At 68.3% G+C, this 24,403-nt stretch carries 32 protein-coding genes; 2 read left to right on the top strand and 30 right to left on the bottom strand.

Going from position 1 to position 24,403, the window contains the following annotated elements:
• Positions 1–88: 88 nt before the first annotated feature.
• From CKO28_RS00730 to CKO28_RS00700, 7 genes are all read right to left on the bottom strand, one after another.
• Positions 89–478, bottom strand: a complete 390-nt coding sequence (locus tag CKO28_RS00730; protein ID WP_200338613.1) for an antitoxin Xre-like helix-turn-helix domain-containing protein — start codon at positions 476–478, stop codon at positions 89–91.
• 134 nt (positions 479–612) lie between these two features.
• A complete protein-coding gene (locus tag CKO28_RS00725; RefSeq protein ID WP_200338612.1) occupies positions 613–1,224 on the bottom strand; it encodes a hypothetical protein in 612 nt (203 codons plus the stop codon).
• Positions 1,225–1,271: 47 nt separating this feature from the next.
• A complete protein-coding gene (locus tag CKO28_RS00720; protein WP_200338611.1) occupies positions 1,272–1,958 on the bottom strand; it encodes a DUF6134 family protein in 687 nt (228 codons plus the stop codon).
• Positions 1,959–2,049: 91 nt separating this feature from the next.
• The gene (locus tag CKO28_RS00715; protein WP_200338610.1) at positions 2,050–2,439 is read right to left on the bottom strand and encodes a hypothetical protein; all 390 of its coding nucleotides are present in this window, start codon (positions 2,437–2,439) and stop codon (positions 2,050–2,052) included.
• A gap of 85 nt (positions 2,440–2,524) precedes the next feature.
• Positions 2,525–3,214: a hypothetical protein gene (locus CKO28_RS00710; RefSeq protein WP_200338609.1), complete on the bottom strand. Its 690-nt coding sequence runs from the start codon at positions 3,212–3,214 to the stop codon at positions 2,525–2,527.
• A gap of 74 nt (positions 3,215–3,288) precedes the next feature.
• Entirely contained in the window at positions 3,289–3,582 is a 294-nt protein-coding gene (locus CKO28_RS00705; RefSeq protein ID WP_200338608.1) for a hypothetical protein, read from the bottom strand.
• 68 nt (positions 3,583–3,650) lie between these two features.
• Entirely contained in the window at positions 3,651–4,403 is a 753-nt protein-coding gene (locus CKO28_RS00700; protein WP_200338607.1) for a hypothetical protein, read from the bottom strand.
• A gap of 400 nt (positions 4,404–4,803) precedes the next feature.
• On the opposite strand from CKO28_RS00700, the gene CKO28_RS00695 reads away from it, so the two are divergent.
• Positions 4,804–5,268, top strand: coding sequence for a DUF411 domain-containing protein (locus tag CKO28_RS00695; protein WP_200338606.1), 465 nt, complete (start codon positions 4,804–4,806; stop codon positions 5,266–5,268).
• 22 nt (positions 5,269–5,290) lie between these two features.
• Here CKO28_RS00695 and CKO28_RS00690 read toward each other — a convergent pair whose 3' ends face one another.
• The 7 genes from CKO28_RS00690 to CKO28_RS00660 all read right to left on the bottom strand — a co-directional run bounded on the left by CKO28_RS00690 (position 5,291) and on the right by CKO28_RS00660 (position 10,837).
• Complete coding sequence (locus CKO28_RS00690; protein ID WP_200338605.1) at positions 5,291–6,121, bottom strand: hypothetical protein; 831 nt, start codon at positions 6,119–6,121, stop codon at positions 5,291–5,293.
• Positions 6,122–6,230: 109 nt separating this feature from the next.
• The gene (locus tag CKO28_RS00685) at positions 6,231–6,611 is read right to left on the bottom strand and encodes a hypothetical protein (RefSeq protein WP_200338604.1); all 381 of its coding nucleotides are present in this window, start codon (positions 6,609–6,611) and stop codon (positions 6,231–6,233) included.
• Positions 6,612–6,630: 19 nt separating this feature from the next.
• Entirely contained in the window at positions 6,631–6,909 is a 279-nt protein-coding gene (locus CKO28_RS00680) for a hypothetical protein (protein WP_200338603.1), read from the bottom strand.
• Complete coding sequence (locus tag CKO28_RS00675) at positions 6,906–7,223, bottom strand: hypothetical protein (protein ID WP_200338602.1); 318 nt, start codon at positions 7,221–7,223, stop codon at positions 6,906–6,908. The genes CKO28_RS00680 and CKO28_RS00675 overlap by 4 nt, the downstream gene beginning before the upstream one ends.
• A 62-nt stretch (positions 7,224–7,285) precedes the next feature.
• Positions 7,286–8,515 carry a hypothetical protein gene (locus CKO28_RS00670; protein WP_200338601.1) on the bottom strand — a complete coding sequence of 410 codons (1,230 nt, stop codon included), beginning with the start codon at positions 8,513–8,515 and terminating at the stop codon, positions 7,286–7,288.
• A gap of 316 nt (positions 8,516–8,831) precedes the next feature.
• Complete coding sequence (locus tag CKO28_RS00665) at positions 8,832–9,581, bottom strand: hypothetical protein (RefSeq protein WP_200338600.1); 750 nt, start codon at positions 9,579–9,581, stop codon at positions 8,832–8,834.
• Positions 9,582–9,616: 35 nt separating this feature from the next.
• Positions 9,617–10,837 carry an RNA-guided endonuclease InsQ/TnpB family protein gene (locus tag CKO28_RS00660; RefSeq protein WP_200338599.1) on the bottom strand — a complete coding sequence of 407 codons (1,221 nt, stop codon included), beginning with the start codon at positions 10,835–10,837 and terminating at the stop codon, positions 9,617–9,619.
• A gap of 9 nt (positions 10,838–10,846) precedes the next feature.
• Here CKO28_RS00660 and tnpA point away from each other — a divergent pair, with 9 nt between their 5' ends.
• Positions 10,847–11,263 (top strand): IS200/IS605 family transposase, encoded by a 417-nt coding sequence (tnpA, locus tag CKO28_RS00655; RefSeq protein ID WP_200338598.1) that lies wholly within the window; start codon positions 10,847–10,849, stop codon positions 11,261–11,263.
• A 15-nt stretch (positions 11,264–11,278) separates the two neighbouring features.
• On the opposite strand, the gene CKO28_RS00650 is transcribed toward tnpA, so the two are convergent.
• The 16 genes from CKO28_RS00650 to CKO28_RS00575 form a co-directional block, all read right to left on the bottom strand.
• On the bottom strand, positions 11,279–11,587 hold the full coding sequence (locus CKO28_RS00650) for a hypothetical protein (RefSeq protein ID WP_200338597.1): 309 nt from the start codon (positions 11,585–11,587) through the stop codon (positions 11,279–11,281).
• A 405-nt stretch (positions 11,588–11,992) separates the two neighbouring features.
• Positions 11,993–12,364, bottom strand: coding sequence for a hypothetical protein (locus CKO28_RS00645; RefSeq protein ID WP_200338596.1), 372 nt, complete (start codon positions 12,362–12,364; stop codon positions 11,993–11,995).
• Positions 12,365–12,481: 117 nt separating this feature from the next.
• Complete coding sequence (locus CKO28_RS00640) at positions 12,482–13,672, bottom strand: hypothetical protein (RefSeq protein ID WP_200338595.1); 1,191 nt, start codon at positions 13,670–13,672, stop codon at positions 12,482–12,484.
• A 402-nt stretch (positions 13,673–14,074) separates the two neighbouring features.
• Positions 14,075–14,812, bottom strand: a complete 738-nt coding sequence (locus CKO28_RS00635) for a hypothetical protein (protein ID WP_200338594.1) — start codon at positions 14,810–14,812, stop codon at positions 14,075–14,077.
• 293 nt (positions 14,813–15,105) lie between these two features.
• On the bottom strand, positions 15,106–15,375 hold the full coding sequence (locus tag CKO28_RS00630; RefSeq protein WP_200338593.1) for a hypothetical protein: 270 nt from the start codon (positions 15,373–15,375) through the stop codon (positions 15,106–15,108).
• 109 nt (positions 15,376–15,484) lie between these two features.
• On the bottom strand, positions 15,485–16,912 hold the full coding sequence (locus tag CKO28_RS00625) for a hypothetical protein (protein ID WP_200338592.1): 1,428 nt from the start codon (positions 16,910–16,912) through the stop codon (positions 15,485–15,487).
• Positions 16,913–17,067: 155 nt separating this feature from the next.
• Positions 17,068–17,991, bottom strand: coding sequence for a hypothetical protein (locus CKO28_RS00620; RefSeq protein ID WP_200338591.1), 924 nt, complete (start codon positions 17,989–17,991; stop codon positions 17,068–17,070).
• Between the two features lie 312 nt (positions 17,992–18,303).
• Positions 18,304–18,612: a DUF4031 domain-containing protein gene (locus CKO28_RS00615; RefSeq protein ID WP_200338590.1), complete on the bottom strand. Its 309-nt coding sequence runs from the start codon at positions 18,610–18,612 to the stop codon at positions 18,304–18,306.
• A 14-nt stretch (positions 18,613–18,626) separates the two neighbouring features.
• Positions 18,627–19,091, bottom strand: coding sequence for a hypothetical protein (locus CKO28_RS00610; protein WP_200338589.1), 465 nt, complete (start codon positions 19,089–19,091; stop codon positions 18,627–18,629).
• Positions 19,088–19,450 carry a hypothetical protein gene (locus CKO28_RS00605; RefSeq protein WP_200338588.1) on the bottom strand — a complete coding sequence of 121 codons (363 nt, stop codon included), beginning with the start codon at positions 19,448–19,450 and terminating at the stop codon, positions 19,088–19,090. Before CKO28_RS00605 ends, CKO28_RS00610 begins: the two co-directional genes overlap by 4 nt.
• A gap of 140 nt (positions 19,451–19,590) precedes the next feature.
• Entirely contained in the window at positions 19,591–19,971 is a 381-nt protein-coding gene (locus CKO28_RS00600; protein ID WP_200338587.1) for a hypothetical protein, read from the bottom strand.
• A gap of 77 nt (positions 19,972–20,048) precedes the next feature.
• Positions 20,049–20,939, bottom strand: coding sequence for a hypothetical protein (locus CKO28_RS00595; protein WP_200338586.1), 891 nt, complete (start codon positions 20,937–20,939; stop codon positions 20,049–20,051).
• Between the two features lie 290 nt (positions 20,940–21,229).
• Entirely contained in the window at positions 21,230–22,534 is a 1,305-nt protein-coding gene (locus CKO28_RS00590) for a hypothetical protein (RefSeq protein ID WP_200338585.1), read from the bottom strand.
• A complete protein-coding gene (locus CKO28_RS00585) occupies positions 22,531–22,818 on the bottom strand; it encodes a hypothetical protein (RefSeq protein ID WP_200338584.1) in 288 nt (95 codons plus the stop codon). The genes CKO28_RS00590 and CKO28_RS00585 overlap by 4 nt, the downstream gene beginning before the upstream one ends.
• A 121-nt stretch (positions 22,819–22,939) precedes the next feature.
• Positions 22,940–23,182, bottom strand: a complete 243-nt coding sequence (locus CKO28_RS00580) for a hypothetical protein (protein WP_200338583.1) — start codon at positions 23,180–23,182, stop codon at positions 22,940–22,942.
• Positions 23,169–24,074, bottom strand: coding sequence for a hypothetical protein (locus CKO28_RS00575; RefSeq protein WP_200338582.1), 906 nt, complete (start codon positions 24,072–24,074; stop codon positions 23,169–23,171). The genes CKO28_RS00580 and CKO28_RS00575 overlap by 14 nt, the downstream gene beginning before the upstream one ends.
• Positions 24,075–24,403: the final 329 nt, after the last annotated feature.

Genomic DNA, 24,403 nt, shown 5'->3' with positions numbered 1-24,403 from the left:
GTGTCGACTAGCTCCCGGAGAACCATCGGCTTGTGGCGACTTTCCGGAACCAGGCGTACCAGCGCGCGATCGCTGATCGCGGTCAGCTTCAAGCGCCGTGCCGGAGAGCGTCGAGGTAGGCTCGGACCCGCATGATCTTCGGCAGGCCGCCTGCGATCATGGCGTCAACCGGATGTGCACCGTCGAATTCAGGACCGCTGTTCGGCAGCGTCGGCCAGAGGCGTGCGAGATCCTGGCTGAAATAGATTTCCAGAGATTGGTAGATCCCCACGAGCGCGCTGAGCCGCAGCAGCTGGTCCTGGCCGAGATGACCTGTGTATCCCGGGGCCTTGGCGCGGTTCCATGTCGACTGGGACATGTCGAGCAACCCCGCAGCTTGTGGGACGCTCAGGCCCCAATCCTCGGCGAGCCGTTTGAACGCTTTCAGTCCGACGGCTTGTGTGTGCGGCCCGGCTTGTTCCTCAGTGGCGGCATCCATGGCAAGACCTCCGATGTTCTGGCTAAAGGTGAGGCCACAGGAACTCGATCGCCAGCTCATGTGATCTTGCCGCGGCTGCCAACTGGCCGCAAACGTGAAGCCCCACGATGTGCTGGCGGAAATGGAGGAGTGATTCAAAGCGGGTGAACGGCAGAGATGCGCTCGGGCGGTATCGTGCCCGCGACCCAGACCTCGAAGTCGGTCACGTCCGCGTAGAGATCTTCCAGCGTCTCGAAGCCGCGGGTCCAGTCCTCGCCCTCACTCCAGGCCCGGTGGACGCGTTGAGCGAGATCGCTGAGGTCACGAAACGCTTGGCATTGCGCGCGCGGGGCCTCGATTTGCAGCACGACGGACCGGCTGCCCTGGAAGCGGGGGGAGAGCCGCGCACCCGTGCGAGCCTCGATGCCCTGGCGCATGATGGTGGCGACTTCGCCGCCATCCTCGGCGTTCGACCGGGCATAACCAGCGGCGCGAGCAAAGTCGGGAGCTGGGACGCAATAGACCGTGCGGGATCTCTCGAGCACCCCACCCAGCCGTCCGCCGGTGAGGCTCCGGTAGAGTTCGGCCCAGGCGCCCTCGTCCAGGTCGATGGCGGGCGCGATGCTGCGCTTCAGCGCCCGCAGCGCGGAATCCTCGAGGCCGGGCGGTGTGAGCCCGGCCTCCTGGATCTTCGGTAGGTGCGCTTCGCTCGTGCCGTGGTAGAGCGTGACCGTCTCCAGACCGGCCCACCAGGGGGTGAAGGTCATCGGCGGGTCTCCCTGTGCTGCGGGCGCCTGGCGGCGTCCGCCAGGGATCATGCGCGGGCGATCTCGGTCGCCTTGGCCATGACGTGGCTGCCGTCCTTCTTGCTGACGCACGAGGCGGCCAGCAGCCGGCCCGCGTCGTCATACCAGACGGTGCGCTGCACGTCGTCGTTGAGCGCGTACTTGCGGCAGGCGACGCGCCCCAACGCGGGTATATCGAGCGTCTCCATGCCGATGCCGGCCGGGTCGATCCGCGCGAGCGCCCCATCCTCGATGTCGAGTAGCTCGCGCTTGCGGGTCGTGTCGGGGTGCCAAAGGCTGGTGGTCAGCACCCGGCCGGTCAGTTCGCGCCGGCCGGCTGTGCCGTCGACCTTGAGGCGGCTACCGGCGCGCCGCGCCTGCAACTGCTGGTGGGTGCCGTCGTCGTTCGTCTTGGACTCAAGCTCGACGATGCCGTCGGCATCCAGGAGCTCGCGCGAGCTGTGCTCGTAGCGGAAGGCGACGAAGCCGAACATCCGGACCTCGATACCGATCTCGTTCCGCGCGATCAGCTGGTTGGCAGCCCGCGACAGAGTCATGGTGTGCCGGCCGATCACGTCGCCCTTGCGCTCGATCTCGTAGGTGATACGCCCGAGCGGGGGCACCGAGCCGGCGTGCGCGAACCCGGCCGGCAGGGCGGCGAGCGCGCAGGCGGAGCCGGAGGCGATCAGGAAGTTGCGGCGATTTAGGGTCGTCATGTCACTGCACCGTGGCGTGTGGTGGTTCCTCATCCTGCAATGAAGATGGGAGCGAAACGGTGCATTGGTCAGTGACTTCAGTCACGCGGCCCTATTCGAATCGTGGCTGGAGCGCCTCGCCGGTCTCCGGGGCATAGAAGTCGTGATGAATGCTGTAGAATAGACCGTAGCGATCGCGCAGGACGAAATACTCGTCTGGATGCAGGGCGAGCGAGACCAGCCGGCGCAGCTCGTCGGGCGTCAGCAGGGCGGCGAGGTCCAGCTCGCGATAGCGCAGCGCGGGCCGGCCGCTGATGTCAGACGGGCCGACCGTCGGCCCGCCGAGCGGCAGCCGGTCCTCGACCAGCGCGCCGATCAGGCCGTTCGGATCGAAGGCGTGGCTCTCGTTGGCGTCCTCGATCCTGAGATCGAACAACGGCAGTTCCTCGCTCTGCCGGTTGCGCGGCGGGTAATCCGGGTAGGCGAGGCTGTCCGAGGGCATGTGGGCCTCCAGCGTGGCTTCGGGGCTTTCCTGCAAACCAGCCTAGCAGAGCTGGCTCACGCGGTCAGGCGCCGGGCCCATGCGATCAGGCGGCTCCGGCGACCCGCGTGGCGGTGCTCTCGTCGCCGCCCGGCGCGTCGTCGATCGCGACCTCCACGCTCAGCGTTCGGTTCAGGCTGATGGTGAAGGTGTGCGTGCCGGGGAGGCGATCGATCGGCATCGGCTCCGTGGCGAGGTTAGCCCCGTTCAGCAACTGGACCTCGACCGTGAAGCGATCGCCGGTGCCGCGATTACCCCGCAGACGCCGGACACGCAGGTCGGCGAACTCGTAGTGGCGGTGCTTGGCCATGACCTTGAGGCGGGGCGCCGTCAAGTTGGCCGCCGGCACGCTCAGCCGCGCGCGGTCCGGGGCCACCCGCACAGTGACTGGCTCCTGCGCAAAATCGATGGCCGACAGCAGGCCGTCGAACGGATGGATCTTCGGGTCGATCGACCAATACCAGGCGACGACGAGCTCGAGGAGGCCGGTTTCATGATCCAGCTCCCAGATGATCTGGCTTATGCCGATATCGGTGTAGTCTTGGGAACTGTAGTGCGGCTGCGCGAGTCGTACCGCGACACAGATTTCGTGCTTGGTGTCGATCGGATCCCGATACTGGAACGCGACCCGCGCGCGCAGGCTCGCGTCTAGCTCTTCGCCGCGCTTGAGGCGGTCATAGGCTTCGCGGGCCGGATCAAGCAGGTGATCCGGGAAGACGGCGTGGATGTGTTTCATGGTTCTGCTGCAGGCTGTAGGCGCGTCACGAGAGGGTGGCGCCTAGAAGGTTGAAAGCGCGTGAATCCGCGCGGTCAGCGCGCGGTTCCCGTCTTCGTCGGGGTCGGCGCGTCCAGGACCTGGACCAGGTAGCGGCGCGGGATCTTGATCGTCGTGAGCGGCGTGTCGCCGTCCGGGTCGTTGGAGATCGTGATCTCTTCCTGGCCTTGCTGGAACAGGAACGGGCGTTCGCGGGTTTGATCGAGGATCGCGTCGAGCAGGCGCGCGTACCGCAGCCGATAGGGGTCTTTGAACGCACCCATGATCCAGCCGCGCGCGCTGGCGGCGTCGATCTGGCAGCGGGGTTCGGACTGATCTGAGGGGCACATCTCTGGCTCTCCTGGGGTGAGCACGGGTAAGCCCCGCGTCCAGCTATGTGGACGCGGGGCGACGCAGGTTAGGTGTTGGCAGCCACGAACGCCCTGAACCGTTCGTTCAGCTTGAGATCGCAGACCAGGCAAAGATCGCCGCGCTCGGTCATGCCGACGAAGCCTTGGCTGAGCGTGTCGTAGATGTCGCTGGGATCGCCCAGCATCTCGATTTCCAGCCAGGCATCTTCGAGCGTCTGGCGATCGGTGTCGGTGATCTCGACGGCGATCAGGCCACTCTCTTCTTGCTCCAGAAGATCCATGACCTCGTTGGTCTCCATGTCATCGAGCTCGACGAGCGTGAACTTGCGCGTCTCGGGGGCCGGCATCAGCGCGCCGATCGCTTTGCGAAGCTCCTTGATCCTGGAAACCCGGCCTTCCGGGTCGGTCGTCTCGGCCGCGGCGTGGATGAGCTTGATTAGCTTGTGGCGGGCGCTCTGCGCGGCCCCGGCCGACCCGGGCTGGTCCTCCTGGCCGAACAGCTTCTCGTGCAGCGCACCATGACCGTTCATGCCGGGGGTGATGAAGACCTCGTCGCCTTCCTCGGCCGCGATCTCGGCGAGTGCGCGGTCGAGATCGGCTGGCGTCAGCGTGGCCCCGGGAGCGGGCTCGGCCGCCGGCTGTGCGTGGCTCGTGGAGAGCTTGGCGGCGAGCGCCTCGAAACTGTCGTAGCCGAGCTGGTTGGCGACTGTGTGGAGCGCCTGCCCGTAGGGCATGTTGGTGGTCTTGGCGAGCGTGCGCGCCATCGTCTTGGCGCGCGAGAGGGACATCTCGATCTGCAAAATCTCTACTCCTCGTAGGCGAGCCCTGGCGGTCTCTGGCCCCGGTGGGGCTGGCTGCTCCCGTTGCGCAGGACCGTCCGGCTCGGCTTGACGAGAAGGAGACGGGTGGTGCTCTGCAGTCAGGTGTTCCGGGGGTTCGCCATGGCCGGTGTGAGCCGGCCGGGAGCGACGGGCGTCCGGGCGCCCAGAGCAGACAAGCTGCTCATGCGAGCTGCCGGCGGGCGGCTCGCAGGAAAAGCCTGCTGGTCAGAAAGGTGGGATCGTGTGAGGCCGCCTGGTTCGCGCCCCTTGCGTGACAAGAAGGGGCGCGAAGCTGCGGGCCGCATGCTGGCATGCGACCCCACATCCGCTAGAGTGATCGGGCGGCGCCAGCAAGTGCCGCGGGACGTGAGAGGTGATCATGAAAAAGCTGTGCCTGGCGGCTGCCGCCGTCGTGATTGCGGGCGCGGCCGGCGTCGCGACGATGACCGGCTCCCCGGAAGTGACGCACGCCGAGACCGTGAAGGTCTGGAAGTCGCCGACCTGCGGCTGCTGTGCGGCCTGGGTGGATCACCTGCGGGAGAACGGGTTCGCGGTCGAGGTCGAGAACACCGCGCAGATGGGGCAGATCAAGCGGTCCTTGGGGGTGCCCGAGAACATCGGTTCGTGCCACACCGCGCGCGTGGGCGGCTACACCGTGGAGGGCCATGTGCCGGCCGACGAGATCGCGCGCTTGCTGACCGAGAAGCCGGCCGTGCACGGTTTGAGCGTCCCGGGCATGCCGATCGGCTCGCCGGGCATGGAGGTGCCGGGCGCGCGGCCCTACCAGGTGCTGTCGTTCACGGGCGGGCGGACCGACGTCTGGTCGGTCGAGGACCCGCGCTAGGCGGGGCGTGATCCGGGACGGGTCAGGACTCCTGATCCGCCGCCGCGCGCAGGGCCGTCTTCAGCGTCTCCGGGTCGGGGATGCTCGGCCAGGGGCTATCTGCCGGTTTGGAGACGGGGGCGCTCGGATCGACCGCGCGCCAGGCCTGCCAGACCGTGCTAAGGGCGCCGCCAGAGACGATCAGGTTGCAGATCTGCTCCCAGTTCGCCTCGGTCGGCTGATTCAGGTAGGTCAGGATCCGCTTGCGCTGCTCCTCACCCAGGGGGCCGGCGAGGTTGTAGAGCCCGCGGAACAGTTCCGGCTGATCCTGGGCGGCCGCCTGCATCTGCTGTTTCCAGGCCTCGTGATCGGCGCGCATCTGCGCTTCGCTCTCACGCAACTCGGCCTGGAAGGTTGGGTCGTCGAGCAGGCTCGTGTCCTTGGATCGCAGCCAAGCGTTGGATGTCAGGGCCTCCGCGATCTTCTGGGCAACGGCTTCGAGAGACGGATGGTAGACCGTGGTCACCCCGAACCCCTCGCCGGTGAATGTGACCGTCTCCTCGTCGAAGCCTTCGGCGCGGAGGTTGGTAAGGAAGCTGTTCGGGTCCTGGGCCAGGGCCTCGATCCGCGGGGACTCGGAGGAGCCGATGACGTGTCCCTCCGCGTTCAGCTGCATGATCCGACCGTTCGGCTTGATCTCGCTGACAAAGAAGGGCTGGTCCGAGTGCAGGAACTCCCGGGCCTCGAAGGTCCGGCCGTTGGGTGCCCGGTACTCGTAATCGTAGTCGTTGCTGGCACCGCGGGCGGCGGCGCGCCTGGAGCGCTGCAGGGCGTGCTTGATGGCGTGCGCGTCGTCGAGGCGTGTGAGGGTCATGACAGGCTCTCCGGGGCCGCACCGTGGCGCTGTCTGCGCTATCCCGTGCCGGCCGGGGTAGGGGTGCCGTAAGATGCGCGCCCTGGCAAGATCTTGCCGGTGCCGGCAATTACTTGCCGGCGGGCGCGCTCTCCGCGATCTCCGCATCGACCGCGTCGAGAACCGCATCGGGAAAGCGGTAACCGAGGTCGCGCAGCTCGATCAGCTTGGCGCGCAGCTCCTCGAGGGATCCGATCAGCAGGGTTTCACCCGCATAGGGAGCGTCGATCGGCGTGCGCGGACAGCTCAAGAGGTAATCGGTCAGCTCGCGGTAGGCGGCGACATAGTCCTCGATCGACTTGGCGGTCAGCTCGGGCAGGCGCGGCGCGTCCTCGGGAATTCGGTTACCCGCGACGTGGATCGTGAATCGCGGGTCGTCGTCCGGGCTTTCGGTCTCATAGACGTAGAGATCGCAGCGGAAGCTGTCGGTCGAGAAGCGGCAGTAGCTCATCGCGTGCCCCAGGGTCTGGTCAATGACCTTTGGTGCGCTTGGATTGGACGGCGGCTTGTATGACGCCGATACCCCGGAGGCCGTCAGGTTCGCCGAGCCTCTCCATCGGGGTCACGGCCGCGCCTTCTCCGTACCGCTTGGCGAGCACCCGGCGGAAGCCGGCCACCCGTCGCTCCAGTGCGGTCACCGTCCCGGCTTCGTCGGGTTGTCCCTCGGCGGCCTCGATCTCGGCGGTGGTCGTGTCGATGGCGATCTGAAGGGCGATGCGGACCAGATCGCGGTCGCTGGGCTTGCTCATCGCCGGTCGCCTCTCGTCCTGCCGGGGCCGCGGCGGTTCCCCTCCCAGATCGGGGATCTGGCAACACGCAGGTAGACCGTGACGGCGCCCCATACGACCCCGAATGCCGGGATGCCGAAGATGGCCAGGGCCGCGTCCGGGAGGATCTGGTAGGCGAAGAAGACGATGCCGCCGGCGAAGGCCAGACGGATCGCGGCCTGGCCGCTCTGTGGCCAGCCGCGGTGCCAGCGGTCGTGGGCGCGGGTGATCGCCTGGGCGAGCAGGATGGCGGCAAGGATCAGGGCGCCTGCCAGGAGGATCGCGGTCGGATGCATCGTGCTCTCCGGTGAGAGGGATGCAGGGCGGACGCGCCGTCCTGCATCCTGACTATGTGGGATCAGCTCCGGCGGTCTTGCAGCCAGTCGGGCAGGATGTTGCGCAGCTCGGCGAGGTCACCGGCGTTGCTGATCGTTCGAGGCGCTGCGACTTCGCCCGGATAGACCGGGGCCGCGACGAAAGTCCGGCGGCGCCGGACGATCTCCCGGGCGGCCTCGATGGCCGGCCCGCTTAGAACCGCGCCCTCGGGCAGGCCGAGCGGGTCCTCTGGAGTCCCGTGAACCACCGTGCCATCGGGGCGCAGCAGCTGGACGCCGATCGGGGTCCGGGGATCGTGCGGGGCGATCTCGGTCACGAACGCGGCCTGCTGGATGTCGCCGGGATGGACCTCCTGCAGGCTGACAGCGCCGTCTCGTGCGGTCCAGATGAACGCGGTCTCCACCGCGGCGCCGCTCAGGACCTCGTAATCGGCGAGATCCCAGATCGCGGCGGCCTCGCCTTCGTCGTTGACGCACAGGCCGTCGGCATCCGCGAACTGAAAGCCGATCACGGTCCCGCCCGCCATGATAGCGTGCGGCCGCTGGAGGGCCGCGTCGCGTTCGATCAGGCCGATCTGGAGGGCGTAGTTCTCCGGGTCGGGCATGCGCATCCGAAGTTTGAAGGCCCACTCACCCAGGAGCAGGGCTTCCTCGTCGCTGTCCGCGATGACCGGGATGATCCGGTCGCCCGCCCCGGGGCCGGTGGGCGCCATCAGGTGCTTACGGGCCGTCTCGAAAACGCGGATCAGCACGTAGTGACTGGGTGGTCCGTTGCGGAAGCGCTGCAGGTTCGGGGCCGATGACGGGGTCTCGGGCGGCCGGTCCTGGATCAGTTCCTCGAGGACCCGCTGGCAGGCGAGATGCATGGCCGCTTCGAGTTCGCCGCGGTTTTCCTGCATCCAGTCGTACGCGCGGTCGTACTGATTGTCGGTCGGCCCGTCCTCCGCGTCCTCGTTGTTGAAGATGTGGGCGGCCACCTCGCCGGTGCCGACGGTGGAGATGGCGATCTCCTCCTCGCGCTCAAGGCAGGCAAGGGCCTGGTCGACGGTGACGACCGGCTCGGCGGCGAGGTGTGGGACCGGCGTGGCGGTGCTGGCCTCGAGATGCGCTTTGAGCGCACCGTAGGACTTGTACCCCAGTCCGTGGGCGATCGCGTCGTGGACCTTGCGGCCCGTCTCGGTGTCGAGGCCGAGTTCGTCGCGCAGGTGGCGGGCGAGTGCCTTGATAGACGACTTCTGCAGCGGGACTGACATCGCAGTCGCTCCTCTTGCTGACGCGCAGCGGGCAGGGCGGACCCTCGCGGGTCCCGGCTGGCTCTGGTGTGCTCCGATGCCCGCCGCGCGGTCCAAAGGGATGCGGGCGATGCAGTCGAAAGGGGGTCCGGACGCGGTCTCCAGGCGGGCCTGGCGGAGCCGACGGGCGTCCGGGTCGAGAGGCGCGAAGCCGCTCGCGCAAGCCTGGCTGTGCCGGCTTGCGAGAAGGGCCTCGGTCGGGGTTGTTGTTGGCTGGAAGATGGGGTCGTGTGCCGCCATCCGCCCCGGCGCGCGAACGCACCGGGGCGGGGTTGGATCAGACGGTGTCGAGCCGCTGGCTGAGCTTGCGCCGCGTTTCGGCGATCCAGCTTGCCCCGTGGTCCTCGACGAGGGACGTCATCTCGATCCGGTCCGGCGCGCGCCACGCCGGGGTATGCTCGTCGAGGGTCCGCTCAACGTCGGACCGGGTTGCGTCGACCGGCAGGTGGACGTCGGCCGCGCCGTCGGTCTCGACCACCAGCAGGCGCATCGCCCGATCGGCCGTGATGCTGTCGATCCGGCCGTGGGCCATCTCGACCACCAGCACGGGCAGGCCAGGATCGCGCTGCTCGTCGGCCTCTTCGCCATCGGGTGTCAGCATGCCGGCGAGCGAGGCGATCACAGTCACCTCGACGCCGCCGAACGAGGAGCCGGTGAGGTCTTGATTGATCCGGTGGCCGGCGAGGCGGCGCGCCTCGTCTTCGCTGCGGGCCATGACGTGCCGGACGCCGGTCATCTTGTAGGATCGCTGGAACCCACCGGCGCCGCTCGGCTCCCGGTAGGTCATGACGACCGTCCAGGGCTGCGGATAGGCGGTGCGCGCCGGACGCTCGGTCTCCGGGTGACCCAGCAGGACGATCGCCGGATGCACGTGATCCATGGCGTGCTCCCAGCGCTCCTCGGTCTCGTCGTCCCAGGCACCGGGGTCTTCCGGAAACTCGTGATCGACGGCGGAGATCCGTCCGGTCGCGCCGGCGTTCTCAGAGTCGCTTTCCCATTCGAGCTGGACGCTATGAACTACACCCACCCAAGCCACTTTGCGGCTCTGGATGGGGTTTCGGGCTAGGTAGCCCAGGCCGGTTCCCGACCCATCTTTTTCAGGGCTGCGCGGAGCATCACCAGGGCGGCCGCGTGATCGCGGCCGATCCGGGTGCCGTCCGGCAGGGTGTGGGTGCGCTGGTCCAGGGTCTTCTTCTGGACCACCCAGGACTGCGGACAGCGCTGCGAGGGCTTCAGCCGCCGGGTCGGCAGGATCACCAGCTCCGTACCAGCTTCTGCCGCTTTGTACGTGAGCATCGCGATCAGGCCGCCGGGGGCGGTGTCGAGGATCGACCGGTTCAGGCCAGCCTTCTGGCTCACCTGCTTGCCTGGGGAGTCGACCGTGCCGCGGGCCGAGCGGGTCATCGCCGCGGCGTTCAGCTGTTCGGTTGCGAGGATGCGGTGGCGGGCGACCAGGGCGGCGGTGGCCTGGTGGCACCGGTCCTTGCGCCGGTTGGCCACCCGGCGGTGGCGCTTGGCGAGCAGCTGGCGCTGCTTGGCCGCCCGGTTTGACCCCCGGCCGCGCAGCGCCTTCGACAGCGCCCGCTGGCGCTGCTTCAGCGCGGCGCTCTCGGTCTCCCAGTAGCGCTCGTTCTCGATCGTCTCGGTCTCGTCCAGGCCGCGGGCGAGCGTGGCGTAGGTCTCCACGCCCCAGTCGATGCCGGCGATCTCGTGCGCGTCCGCGTCGATCTCGCGGTGCGGCTCACAGGCCAGCACCAGCGAGGCGAACCAGCCGTCGGCCTTGCGCATGATCTCGCAACGCTTGACCTGGCCCGGCGTGCGCGCCACGCCGCGTGCCCGCATCCAGCCGACGCCGCTGATCTTGAGGTGGCCGTGGTGCCAGCCTGCGTCGGGCTTGACGGTCGGCTGGAAACGGAACCCGTCGCCGTGGGCCTTGAAGCCGAAGCCGGAGAAGCGATTGCGCGATTTGAAGCGCGGAAAGCCCGGCGTTCCGCCGGCCTTGACCCGGCGGAAGAAGTGACCGAACGCCTCATCCAGGCGCTTTAGCGTCACTTGCAGGCTCTGCGCGTTGAGCTCGGCGTACGCCGGCTGCTCGGCGCGCAGCCGGGTGAGGCTCTTGCACTGGTCGCTGAAACCGATCGACAGGCCGGCCCGCTGGTAGGCGGAGATCCGCTCCTCGAGCGCGGCGTTGTACAGATCGCGATGCAGATCGCAGATCCGCTCCAGCGCGGCGGCCTGGGTTTTCGACGGGTACAGCTTGTAGGTGACGCGCCGGTGCTCCATCTTGGTTATATGGCTCCGCAGCAAGAATTACACAAGCTATCGCACTGCGCCTACGCGCTCACCTACCACTTGGTTCTGGTGACAAAGTACCGGCATCGCTGCATCACGGATGAAATCCTCGTGCGCTTCGAGGAGATCGCACGCGCGCGCTGCGCGGGCTGGGGCGGGGAGCTGCTGGAGGTGAGCGGCGAGCCGGATCACGTGCATCTGCTGGTCTCGTTGCCGCCGACGCTCACGCTTGCCGGGTTCGTCAACAATCTGAAGACGACAAGCTCCCGGTTGATCCGTCGGGACTTCGCAAAGGCGCTGGCGCCGTATTACTGGGGTCCGGGCTTCTGGTCCCGGAGCTACTGCGTCGTGTCCTGCGGCGGCGCGCCCTTGGAGGTGATGAGGCAGTACATCGCGGCGCAAGACAGTCCAGCATAACCAAGGCGACGGCCCTCACCACCAACCAAGCTGCATGGCAGCTCTGGATGGAGCACTGGTCGTCGAATTTTGGTAGACTAGGTCGTTGTCGCGGTCGTCGGAGACGATGACGGTGAACGGTCGGCTGTCGGCGTTTCCGGCGGGGGGCTGGGTCTCCGCCGCGGGCTCGATCTGGGCCTTTAGGGCGGCGAAGGTGCGCTGACCGAAGACGCTCGCCAGCAGGTCGAGGGTCTGGGTGTAGGTCGGCCGGGCTGTCTCGGGCAGGCCGGCGCGCAGGGTCTTGGCCATCTCCTTGAGGCGGCGTTCGGAGAGCGTGATCTCCATCTTGGATGGTCCTTCCGATGCGATGGATCGGGCGGCTGGTCTTCGCCTCCGCGAGGCTGGCGGTCCCCGTTGCCCTTCGACCGCCACCCGCATGCATGGGAGGACGTCTCTCGAAGGTCGTCGTCGCGTGGGCTTTGCCGTACCGCGAAGCACGCGGCGGGGACCGGCGGGCGCCCTGGGGCCCTCTCGATAAGAACGGTTTCTCGGCCGTTCACCGCAGCGGCGGCGTTCGGGAACGCCGCTGCGGTGAAGGGTCGAACAGGGGTCAGGTTGGATTTGATTTGATTTCGCCGCGGCGGCAGCCGACCCGCAGTCGCGCAGGCCAGCTGCCGCCGTGGTGCGAACGCGTCAGCTGCAGGTCACGTCGTCGACGTCGGCGATCTCGTCGTTCCGCTCCTCGGGGGCCTAATAGAAGTCGTAGCGTTTCTTGAACTGCGAGACGACTTCTTCGTAGTGGCGCTCGCTGAGCGCATCGCTCTCGGCCGGATCGAGGTCCTCGGTATAGAGGCGCTGGAATTCCGCCGTCCGGTCGGAGGCGAAGGCTTCCAGGATCAACATGCCCAGGCCGCACGCCGGATGCGGGGCGGTGTAGTCCTGATACTCGGGGTGGACCATCGTGGGGGTGTTCGGGTCCTCCGCCTCGAATTCGGCGTCGCAGTTCCGCCAGGGCTCGCAGACCCGGTCGAGCAGGTCGATCGCGCGTTCGCCGGGCTGCCGGCGCTCGTACAGGATCTGGGCTTCGCGCCCCATGGCGCGTCCGGCGTGGTGGTTGCCCATCGGGCTCTCTCCAGATTGCTTCTGTGGTTTGAAATTGGGTCCGCCGGCCGGCCCGGAGCCGCCGCCGGGGAACGGCGGCGGCCCCGGGATGGGCGGCCGAAAGGCCGGATGGCCCATTCAGGAAGGGAGGTCGGCCGGTTTGATCGACCGCAGGACGGGGCCGTCGTGGCGCAGGCTGTCGAGTGAGATCCGGCGCGGGGCCGCCGGCGCCTCCCGGCGGAGGTCGAGATCTTCCTGGAGCAGCTGGACGATCAGGCGGCGTGCCTGCTGCCGGTCGTGCACCGTGAAGCGCGGCGTGGCGATGGCGGGTGCGTCCGGGGTCGGCGTGCCGCGGACGAAGTCCGCGTAGTAGCTGCCGGCCACGAGCGCGGCCGCGCTCGGGGACGCGTCGTCCCACTGGCTCTCCTCGCCCATAACGTCGTGCTCGATGCTGTCGAGGTCGTGGGCGTCGGCCAGATCCTCCGCCGCCCGGATCGCCTGCAGCAGCATCTCGGGATAGGTCAGGGCGTCGGCGCGTTGCAGCGACGGCTGTTCGTGACGCGGGTCGTCGCGTCGGTTGCCGGCCCTCCAGGTCTCGATCGCCTCGCCGGCCGTGCTCTGGAGCACGACCTTGTAGCCCAGCGGGTGGACCTGGAACGAGACCCGGGCGATGTCGCGCGAGCGATCTGGACGGGCTGCGGCCTCGACCGCCTCGCCGTTCGGCTGCGCCTCGGCCTGATCGCGCGGCACGACCCACCAGTGTCCGCGCATGACGAGCTCAACGGCCCGGTCAAGGCGCGCTTGTGAGGACAGGCGGCGCAGGTCTTCGTGATTCAGCGGCCGCAGCATCGAGAGGGCGGCGTTGGCCAGCTGCTCGATCACCTCGGCGCGGGAATGCCCGGCAGCACTGGTGGTTGCGCTTGTATTGCCGGGCTCGGTGAGGCCCCGGTCGTCGCCCAGGTGAAGCTCGCCGACGTAGCCGGCCGAACTGCGGGGTGACACGCCCTCGGCCAGGCGCTTGGTGAAATCGGTCCATGCCGGGCTCGCGTGCAGGCGTTCCTGCATCTCCGACCAGCTTTCCCCGGCTGCCGTGTTGGCGCGGCTATCCGCGGCACCGCTGGTCGCTGGCGCCTCCTTCGGTGCGCTCGGCGTCTGTCCGGGGTTCTTCGGCTGGGTCTCCATCGCAGCTTTCATCGCGGCGTAGCTCTTGAAGCCAAGGCCGATCGCGAGCTGGTCGAGGACGGCGCGGTGGTCGCCTCGGATGTCGAGGTTGCGGCGCAGGCGCTTGGCGAGGTCCTGCATCCGGCGCGGCGTGATGTCGATCTGCATCGACGCATCTCCCTTCTGGGCGCGTGACTGGTTTGCCGGGATCTTCTGGGCCCCGTGGGCCTGGCTGGCTCCGATTGCGCGTCGATCCCGCACAGTCCCGCCTCTTCGAATAAGGGGGTGCGTCGGGTCTTGGCATGTGGCCGGGCGCGGTCATCCCTGGCTGGAGGCCAGGTCGGAGCCGACGGGCGCCCGGGTGTCGAGCGGGGAACCGCTCGCTGGAACGGCGCCGTGCGCCGTTCTAGCCAACGGTCGAGAGGTTACGCGTGGCGTCAAGCTGTCACGGAGAGCCGGTGGCACAGGTGCGCCGCCGGCCCGCGATGGCGTTGTCCGTATTCGCGCAGGGAGCGCGGTGGGGCGCATCGGGCCGCCGTCGGCGTGCAACGGCGGCCCGCGCTGGATGGGTCAATCTTCGTAGATGTCGACGATCCTGCCAGGCTCGGCGAGGGAGAGGTGCAAGCCGTAGTCGCCCGCCCCCGGTATATTCAGACCCCCGATCTCGTTAAGGCCGTTGTTGACCAGCGGGACGAGCTTGCTCGCGAGTGAACGCAATTGAGCGACGAAGTCTGCGTTGTCGCTCGCAAAGATCGAGACGGTCACTCCCAGGGACTGCACAGTCGGGGCGAAGGTAACTTCGACGTTTTTCGGCCAATCGGTTGGATCGGCGGAGACCCCTTCCGGGAGGTCTTCTTCTGCGAGATCTTCCAGATCCGTGTCATGCAGGACGCGGGTGTCTGGAAGGCCGTATTTGCGCGCGCATTCGAGTGCGCGGTCGCGGGCCCAGACAAACAGCTTGCGATAGCCGACACCCGGGAATCCCGGACCGGTACGGGTCACGGAGTCCCCCGAGCTGTCGCCCTCGTCGATCGCTTCGATTGGCTGGTTCTCGGGGTCCAGAACCTGGACCCGGAAGCCGTCGGGCAAAACCGCGAAGGTCACGAGATCCGCTGAAACCGCAGGTGCTGTGGCAGCGGTGTCGTTGGGCGAGGCGCTGAGATTGTCCTTCATCGCGCCGTAGCTCTTGAAGCCGAAGCCCTTGGCGAGCGCGTCGAGGACGCCGCGGTGGTCGTCGCCCAGGTTGAGTTCGCGACGCAGGGCCCGGGCCAGGGTCTGCATCTTGCGGTTGTCGAGGTCGATGTTCATCGAAGCGACTCCTTGTCGTGGAAGACGCGTCTTGTCGGGATCGTCTGGCAGCCCCTCGGGCCGGCTGGCTCCGTCGTGCGCGTCGATCCCGGCGTCTTCCTCGTGAGAAGGAGCGTGGGCGTCGAAGCGAATTGTCCTCGGACGCGGTCGTCCGGGCCGCGCGAAACGCGGTCCCGGCGGAGCCGACAGGCGTCCATCGAGGTCGAGCGGGGGAACCGCTCGCTGGAACGGCGCCGTGCGCCGTTCGAGCCAACGGTCCGTTAGAGTTCAGTAGCCGTCAAGCAGCACGTCTGTCAGTGTGATCCGAGAGCCCGGCGCAGGTGGGGCAGGCATCGACGGGCCGAGCGGATCAGCTCGATGTGGTCGCGCGAGATGTTGCCGGGTTCGGCGTAATGCTCCGCGTCGTCGAGCAGGTCGCGCAGACCGCGCGTCGTCGCGTCCAGGGTGATCGTCCGGCTGGTCTCGGCCACGACCTGGAAGTGACGCTGCTGGTCCTCGGACTCGATCGGGCTTCGGTCGAGGTAATCTGCGGCGAACAGCTTTGGCAGGCGGACGCGCGTCATGGCCGGCTCCTTCAGACGGGCTTCTCAGGGACGATCATACCGCCCGGACGATCCTGACCCGGGGCCGTCGCCTCAACAGGCACGACGGCCCCGGGGCTGGATCGTGGGGCTACCGGATGTTGTTCGGCCAGTAGGTGGGCGGAACGTCCGGGCCGTGCGGGGAGATCATGGTGTTCATGATGTCGTGATAGACGTTCGTCCAGTCCTGGATCGCCCGATCGCTCCCGGCGGGCGCACGGGAGCTGTCGGGATGCAGGTAGTAGATCCGGCGGTCGTCCGTCTTCTCTACCTGGTGGAGCTTCAGCCTGACCCGCTCCGGCGGTTCCGCGCCGAAGAACGGGTGCGCGTCCGGGTGGCTGCGGACCAGTGTGGCCTCGAAAGGGTTCGTTGAGGCGGATTCCAGGGTGTAGCCGCGGGCCAGCAGCCGGCAGAAGCTCTTGGCCATGCTGCGGGTGTCGTCGCCCAGCGCGAGCGTTGCGCGGCGCATGATCTTGTACCCGTCCTCGCCGAACGCATCGATGCACCTGGCCTCGCCGTAGTCCTCCTCCATCCCGACCAGGGATCTCACGACCGCTTCGGGCAGGTAGGTCCGGATCTGGGAGCCGGCGCGTCGGATCCTGCTTGCCAGGTCGCCGTAGTGGATCGCCTTGCGCAGTTCGTAGATGCCGCGCGCGCCCTCCATCCCCTTGTACGGCGCGACGATATCCATCCGGACGTCCCACATCTCCAGGTTCTCTTCCACCTGATCGCGGCGCGCCAGGATCTGGTAGCCGCGATAGCCGATATCCGGGCCGGCGAGTGGATCGTTGGGGTCGAACCGTCCCACGTCGGTTTCCCAGGCGTCGATAATCTCCCGGACTTCGATCATCGTCTCGAGACCGTCCGGGCGGGTGCTGCGGAGCGTGTCGATTTTCTCACGGGTGTTCTGGGCGGCAACGTTCGCGATCTCGGCGAGCTGCTTGGCCTGCTTGAACGCGTAGCTGTTCGCGACCTGAGCCTCTCCGGCAAGCAGCGTACGGGCCTTGTTCATGGCGACCTCGGCCGCCTCGATGTCGAGCTCCTGCTCGGAGAGCTGGGTCACCCAGTCGTTGAGCGCCCGGGCATTCGCCCGCGCGACCATCGTGCGCTCGTGGAAGGTTTTGATCAGTCCCATCGCCCGGTCGAAGTCGTCGATCTGACGCTTCCGGATCACCGGGAACGGGGAGCCCCACTCTGCGATGATCTCCTGGCAGGCCCTGAAGCGGTCGAGCAGCGCATCGAGGTCGGCGTCCGTCATCTTCCAGATCGGGGGCCAGAAGGCGTCCATGCCCGCATCCAGCTCGTCCCGGCGGAAGAAGCTGTCGGTCTCGTCGCCCACCATGATGGTGTGAACCGTCTTCACGTCCGGCACGCCGTTCTTCAGGAGGTCGAGATGGATGTCGTTATCCAGGTATCGACAGGCGAGGTTGTCGGCCTCATCGGCTCGCGCCGGGGCGCAGACCGCCAGCAGGCCGAGGCAGAGCGCGCCCAGGGCAGTCAGGTATCGCAGCGGTTTCATGGCACCTCATTGGCCGGTCGAGGCCGGCGTTCGCGAGTTGGATTGGCGGAACACGATGGTGGAAGTTCGGTCCATCCTATCGGATTTTGGTAACCGGTCTTTAACGCCGGAGGCGCGGCAGCGGGGTTTCGCCGCTGCCGCGCGCCGCGCTCGGGTCAGCCGATCCAGGCGAGGAACCGCTGGCGGGCTTCGCTGATCGTATCGGGCTGGAAGTCATCGACGATCAGCACGACCGGCGCGCCTGCCGGTTTCGCCTGAGAGGTGAAAGTATCGTAGGTCGCGTTCAGGGTGACGAAGGTGACGCCTGAACAGGCGTGCACGTAGATCGCGTCGTCCGGCTGCGCGAAGGCGGCGTGCAGTTCGCGGATCGCGTCGATGCAGGACCTGTTCATCGGCAGTCGCTCGTCCTCAAAGCCGCGCTCGTCATGATGATCGACCCAGAAGGGGTCTTCTTCATCACTCGGGTCGTAGGCGAAGACGACGAGGTCGATATCCTCGCAGTGGTTCTGGACGATCTCCAGGGAGGAGAGGAAGAACGGTGTGGCGCCGATCGTGGTTACGCTGCAGGCGAGCTTCACGCCGTTGAGCGGGTGGGTCAGGTCGAACGCGTCGCGGCGGATCCTGTTCGGGTCGTCGGCAGCTGGCGCGATTGTCACCGGTGTTTCCGGGTCCTTCACCTGTCCGGCCGGCTGCCCCGCACTCACCGGCAGCTTGTAGAGGTAGTGCTCCGGCTCGCGGCCATCGGTGTTGGCGCCGTGCTCCCCGAGCCAGGCGCTGAACGCATCCACCGCGGCGTGGACGTCGGCGCCGACGAAGACCTTCGGCTCCTCGCTCGGGTCGATATCCAGACGGGTCTCGGTCGGGACCACCACGACGGCGACCTCGGGCGTCGGCGGGGTCGTGTTCGTTGGTGCGTCGGTATCGGCGAGCTTGGGCTTGAGGGCTTCGTAGCTGGAAAAGCCGAGCGCGGCGGCCGGCGTGTCGAGGGTCTTCTGGTAGGACGGGGCGGCGGGGCCGAGCTTCTTGCGCGCGGCCTTGGCCATCTCCTTCAGGCGGGCATGCGTGAGGGTGACCTGCATCGGTCGAGCTCCTTGCTCTTCTGGCGAACCCGGTCGTTGGCCTCCGCGAGGCTGGCGGTCCCGTTGCGCGGCGCGACCGGATCCTTCGGGAAGAGAAGGAGGGTGGGTCGACAGCCAGGTCTCCGGCTTCGCCATGGGCCGCTTAGATGCGGCCCGGGACCAACGGGCGCCGGAAGGGCCCTTGAGACGAGCTTGGCAGCTCTCTGCAGCATCCGGATCCGGGTGTTGCAGGCAGCGGCCGACCTCAGGTGGAGGATGGGTGCGGCGAGGCGATTGGGGTGTGTTGAACGGCCGGCGGCTGAGAGCCGGCTCTTAAGAAGAGGGTCGCGGGTCGGGCGGCGCGATCGCGCGCTCGCCGCTCTGGCGCGCCACTCGCCACCGCCGTACGAGACAGGCAGTATCGCGCATACCGACCTCGACGGCACCCAATTTCACCGCCTTTTGTCGGTTGGACCAGCAGACGTCGTAGTGCGGGACCTGCCCCGGCTTGTTCTGGAACCACGCGCGCTTGAGCCCGAGCCGGTCCGCCATGGCGTGCAACTCGTCGATGCTGTCAGCCAGCATGTGGCACATCAGCATGCCGCGGTAGGGCTGACGCCAGCGATCGACGTAGACGGCCATGACGGACCTCGCTCTCAGGCGGCCTTGCGGGCCGCGGTGACGGGCTCGATCGTGAGACGCTCGAGCGCGATCGCCGGCGACAGGGTCTCGACTTCCTGCTGCAGCTGATCGCGCAGGGCCGCGACCATCTGCGCGCTGTCGCACCGCGCCGGGTCGAGGTCGAGATGCTGGATCAGCTGCTCCGGGTCGTCGATGTCGACCGGGATGGTGAGCTGGATGTGGCTGTCGGCGTCGAAGCCGGTCTTGGCCGTATTGAGTTCGGCGGGCTGGTCGTAGGCAAGGCCGATCATGTCGGGCGATGGCCAGCTGTTGGACGCGATCGCGGCCTCGAACAGAGCGGCGTGGGGGCTCTCCGGCCAGAAGTCGCTGCTGCCGAAGGCTTCAGTGGCCCGCGAGACTGCCTGGGCGAACAGGGCGGATCGGTCGTCGATACGGGCCTGGATCGTGAGCGTGACGGACAGGGGCTCGCGAATCGTCATGTGTCGTCCTCGTTCTCGTTGAGCGGATCCGGGTTGCGGAGCTGTTCCCGCGTGTCGGCGCAGGCCCGCTGCTCTTGCAGGGTGCGCGAGCCGAAATGACGGCGCGGGTTACCGCACATCGTGCAGGAACAGACCGCGAGATGGTCGGCGGTGCGCTCTGCGCAGGCGCGGTAGTCGAACACGTCGGACCAGCTCGACAGACGGGTGCGGCGCCGGCCCTGTTTGTCGGTCCAGACGAAGCGGTCGAAGTGCCCGAACGGGCCTTCGAGCGCGCGTGCGCGCTGGCTCGCGCGGGCACGCGCCTTCATGCGGCGCGCGTGATGGCGTCGCAGAGCGCGACGGCGATCCTTCTCGAACATGCGGGGTCTCCCTCGATTGAGCCCCGCCGCCAGCACCCAATCGAAGTGGGGCCGCTTAGCGGGGCGTGCCTATCGAGGGCGGTCGCCGTGTCGATCGTGGTGTCGTGGTGATCATCATGCTCTGGATGTGGGGTCGTGGATCAGGACTTGGCGGGATCGAAGGTGCGCGCGCAGGCGGCATCGACCGCCTCGACCGCCTGTTTGAAGCTGCGGGCGGTCTGACGGTGCATGCGCAGCTGACGGCGCGGCACGATGTCGAGCAGGCCGTTGCCGTCCGGATTGAAGATGATCTCCGCGACGGGGCCGTGGGCGCGCTGCCGGGCCGGATCCCAGAGCGACCAGTGCAGGGACCGGACCTCGCGGCGCGGCCGCACCGGACGGCCGCGCGCCTGGTCCTGGATCATGTCTCTCGGCCGGGCCGGCCGGTGCCGGACAGTCTGGTTGTGCAGGACCTGGAACACGCGGGACGGCCCCCGGAACTCGCTCTGCGGCGTCAGCGGCGCGTCGACAGGCGGGTGCATGCCCTGTCCCTCCTTTTGTGCGGCTTTACGGCGGCGCGCCCGGGGCAGCGCATGAGGGCCGCCCCGGGTTGGCAGCGTCAGTGGGGCAGCGCGGCGCGCACGCGCGCCGCCCGGTCGGCCGGCACCGCGCCAGCGAGGTAGCACGCATCCTCCTGGATCGCGAAGCGGGAGCGCGCGGCGGTCGCACGAACAGCCACCAGCTCCGGATGGGCGAGCGGTATGCTGGCATGGAAGGCGTCCTGTGCCGCTTCGATGGCCTCCTGGGTCGTCTCCGCCCGGACGATCGTCCAGTAGTGACGCTGCGTGATCGCGGAGGTGGCGTCCGGATCCGTCGGGGTAGGGAGGGCCGTATCCGGTGATACCTGGGTGGCGGCCCCCTGGGCTGGCAGGTTGTCCCGTGCCGGCTCGACCCGCAGGGCAACTACCCACTCGTCGTCCTGCAGGCGGGCGTCACCGGCCGGTGCCGGGTACATGTCGAGCAGGTCGGCGAGCACGAGCCAGGCCTCCTCGCTGATGTGTTCTTCCAGGCGATGGCCGTAGCGGGCCATCCAGGTGGCGCCGCGGGTCTCCGCGTCGCAGTCCTCGCTGCCCTCGCGGCGTTCGATCAGCGCGGCGACGTCGCCGCTGCCGTAGACGCAGACAGCCTTGTTGCAGGCCCGCAGGAAACGGCTCGCCAGCATTTCGGCCTCGGCCTGCTCTTCGGGGGCCATCGCGCCCGTCCGGTCGATCACCGGCCCCAGGACGGCGCGCAGCTGAGCGACCGGGGTTTCGGGCGTTGCCGGCTTGTCGTCGGGGTCGGCCGGCGCGTTGGCCGCGGCGGCCGCCTCGAGCCTGGCGTAGGTCTTGTGGCCGAGGCTGCGGGCGAGCGAGTCCAGCGTGCGTCGACGCTGGTGTTCGTCCAGGCTCAGGTCCTCCGCCAGGCGGCGGGCGATGGTCTTCAGCTTTTTGGGCGTGATCTCGATCTGCATGGGTCTCTCCATCGACCGATCGGTGGTATCCGGCCTCGTCGTGTGCCGGGGCTGGCTCCGGTGTGCGCGATCCACCGACCGGCATGGCGAGATGCGGATCGGGAGGTGGGGGTGGTGCGTTTTCGGGCACGGTCTTCCCTCACCGGTTGATGGTGAAGGCGGAGCCGACGGATGCCCTGTACCGAGCGGGTCGCAACCGCTCGCCAGAGCGCACGCGGTTGCGCACGCTCGGGACAGCGGTCCCGGAAGAGTTGGGATTGTTGGGTAGGAATTGGCGCGCCGGTTCGGACCTAGAGTTCGGGTTCGAGGCCGCCGGCCCGGCGGGGCTTGGTCGCGGCCGCGGTGGGGTCGGTCTTGAGGTCCTGAGCGAGCTTGCCGGCCTCCATCGGGGGCAGCGCCTGGCTGCCCCCCTTGGCGAGAGGGCTGAAGGCGACCGCCGGTGGCGCGGCCTCGGGGCCGAAGGTGGCGCGGGTGCCGCGGGCGATCCGCGCCAGCATCTTGTTGCCCTGGGGCAGGTCGATCGCGGCCGTGGCGCCCAGACGCTGGCCCTCTGCGCCCTGGGTCGCGGCCTTGTCGAGCCCGGCCTGGAGCCGGTCGAGCTGCTCGCCGGTGAGGACGTGCTTCAGTCCGATCTGCTGGGCCTCACGGACGACGTCGGCTGGCGGCATGTTCTTCAGGTGATCAGGGCTTTCGGCAGGCAGGGCCAAGCGCTTGTCGGCCCAGGCCGCGACCTGATCGATCGCCGGGCTGGTATAGTAGTCGGCGCTGCGAAGCGGCTGGCCGTCCGTTCCCGTGTATGACTGGCCGGCGAACTCGAGCACGCCGGCCGCGCGCAGCTCGGAGATCGCGCGGATGTCATGGGTGTGGCCGTCGCGCCGGGCCAGCAGCGCCGCGGCGACAGAGTCGGCGACGACCTCGGCATGCTGCCTCCAGTTCGGCGCGTCCGAGAAGCTCGGCGCGGTGTAGCCGCAGTGGCCGGCGACCTCGTGCGCCTGGGTGAAGAACGCGAGTGCGTCGGGGCTCTTGAGCTGGATGCGCGTCTCGGGAACCCGGTCGGGCGAATGGCCGTGAGAGAGCAGGTGGCCTGGGGTCATGCGATCGACCTGGGTTGCGACCCCGAGGCAGTAGGTCGTGCCGTTGGTCAGCTTGAAACTGACGCTGGTGTATTCGGGCCTGGTCTCCTTCAGCGCGTTATCGAACACCGAGGTGGCGAATTGCTGAGCGATGTGTCCGTCCGGTCCGTGCGCATTGTCGATGATCGACCGCTTGGCCTGGGCGCCGCTATCCATGCGGGAGAGATCGACGTAGGCGACCGTGCCGCCGCCGGCGGCCTGCGCGACGCGAGCGAGCGCGTCCAGCGTGCCGGGCTCGGAGCTATGACCGAGGGTTGTCTGTTCGACCGCGGCGGGCGCGGCGCCGATCTTGGGGCCGGTGCCCATCTCGGGCGCGCTGCTGCAGGCTGCGGCCGTGAGCCCGGCGGCCAGCACCGCGGCGAGGCGCGTCGCGCGCCGCGTGCGGTCGCCACCCTCGGGGGCGTGCGCCTCGATCCTTGAGGTCTGGAAGAAGCTGGCGAAGCGGTCGCGTGCGCTGCTCATCGGCGCGCCCCCGCGAGTCGCAGGTCCGCCTCATAGGTGTGCTGGACGCCCTGATCCAACATCTCGACGACGAGGATCGTGCTGTCGGCTGGCCCGAGGTCGCGGACAAGGTTGGCGAGGGTCTGTTCGCCCATCGGCGGCATAGGGTAGGCGGTCCCGTCGCGACGCAGCGCGAAGCCCCTGCCGTCGAGGGTCAGGGCCGCTGCGCCCGGCGGCTGATCGGAAATACGGTCGATGACCAGGCACCACGCGCCCTGGTCGTTTCGTAGCAGCTGGTAATCCATGGCGCACCATCCGTTTCGGGACCGTTACCGTGGAGTTGGTAGCGGGCGCGCCGGCGTGCCGCGGGCACGGACGAGAACAAAGCGGGCGGCCCGGCTGGGCCGCCCGTTCGCTTGGGGTCGATCAGGCGCGCACCGGATGTCCGGAGGCGCGGTGAAGGCTCGGGCGATGTGCCTGCTTCTCGAAGAAGGCGGCGACGTCGCGTGCCGGGATCCGGCTGGCCTCGCCGCGCAGCATCTGGATGTAGCCGCGCAGATGCCACGCGGTGTCGCCGGGTGCACTCTTCTGCAGGATCACCTCGAGGTCCTCGGCGATCTCCCCCGGTTCCGGATTGACTGTTGCGGCACGCCGGTCACGCGCTGGCATCGGCTTCTTCCTCGGTGGCGTCCGGTGCATCGAGGCCGCAGAGGTCGCGCAACTGGGTCCGGAAGGCCCGCTGGTGCCGTTCGGCGAGATCGTGGACACGCAGCGGGGTGGCGATCTCGTCGGGACCGTCCCAGTGCGGGATGGCGTCCTCGATCTCGGCTTCCTCCTCGCCAGCAGCACAGGAGAAGTCCTGCAGGACATCGCGGTCGACCCGCATGATCATGATGTCCTGATCGGCCGCCATGAACTGGATGATGCCGCCCTCCATCTCGATCAGCAGGCGTGGCTTGGTGAAGAACGGCACCTGGGTCTCGTCGGCCGGCGCCAGGTGGCCGGGCAGGACCGCGATCGGCGTGATCTGCTCCGGCGTACGCTGCTTGTCCGGGCGGTAGAGCTCGCCCGTGTCATGGCGCCGGCTGTTGATTGCGCGGCGCAACGCAGCGCCCACGCCAACCGCGGGGACGATTAGCGTTTGACGGGGCCGATAGCGGTCTTCGGTCTGCAGAATCACGGTCCAGAGGATCTGATCGTCGACGCTCGGGTTCTCGGGCGGAGTGATGGTCGCGCCGTAAAGGACGCTGATCAGCGGCAGGTCGCCAGAGTCGCCCAGGCGGCGGCGGGCCTCCTCCTCGGCGTTGCGCACACCCGGCGCCCAGATCGGGCTCAGCGTCCGGACGCTATCGCCGTCCTGGAACAGCACGGTGTAGACGCGCCAGGGCATCTGGTTGTCGCAGGCGGCGAGCGCGGGCTTGAGCGCGGCGTAGCCCGCGTAGCCGTGCATCCGGGCGATCATATCGAGGGTCTTGGCGTAGCTCGGGGCCTGGCGGCCGAGCTGCGTGCGCAGGCTGCGCGCCATCTCCTTGACGCGCGCGTGGGTCAGTTGAACCATCATGGGACTGTGTCCTTCCGTCCGGGTCGAGCGAGGTCGTCTGGCTCCCGAGGAGCTGGCTGGTCCCCTTGCGCGGCGGCCTCGCTCCGGTTCCGTTCGGAAAAGGACGAAGGCTCATCGGCAGTCGTGACGGGCTTTTGCCTGAGCCGTGCGTGTGGCACGGCCGGGACCGGCGGGCGCCCTGGACCCTTGATCTGAGCGGAAGGCATCCACTCGCCACAGCCGCCGCGCGCGGCTGTGGGGAAGGGACGCGGTTGTGATTGGGAAGTGGGATCGTGCCGAGCGAGCCGGCTGTCCGGCGCGCCCTCATCGAAGAAGGGGCGGGCCGGACG

The sequence above is a fragment of the Rhodovibrio sodomensis genome (genome assembly GCF_016583645.1).
Lineage (GTDB): Bacteria > Pseudomonadota > Alphaproteobacteria > Kiloniellales > Rhodovibrionaceae > Rhodovibrio > Rhodovibrio sodomensis.
This window is presented reverse-complemented; position numbering and strand designations above follow the sequence as displayed.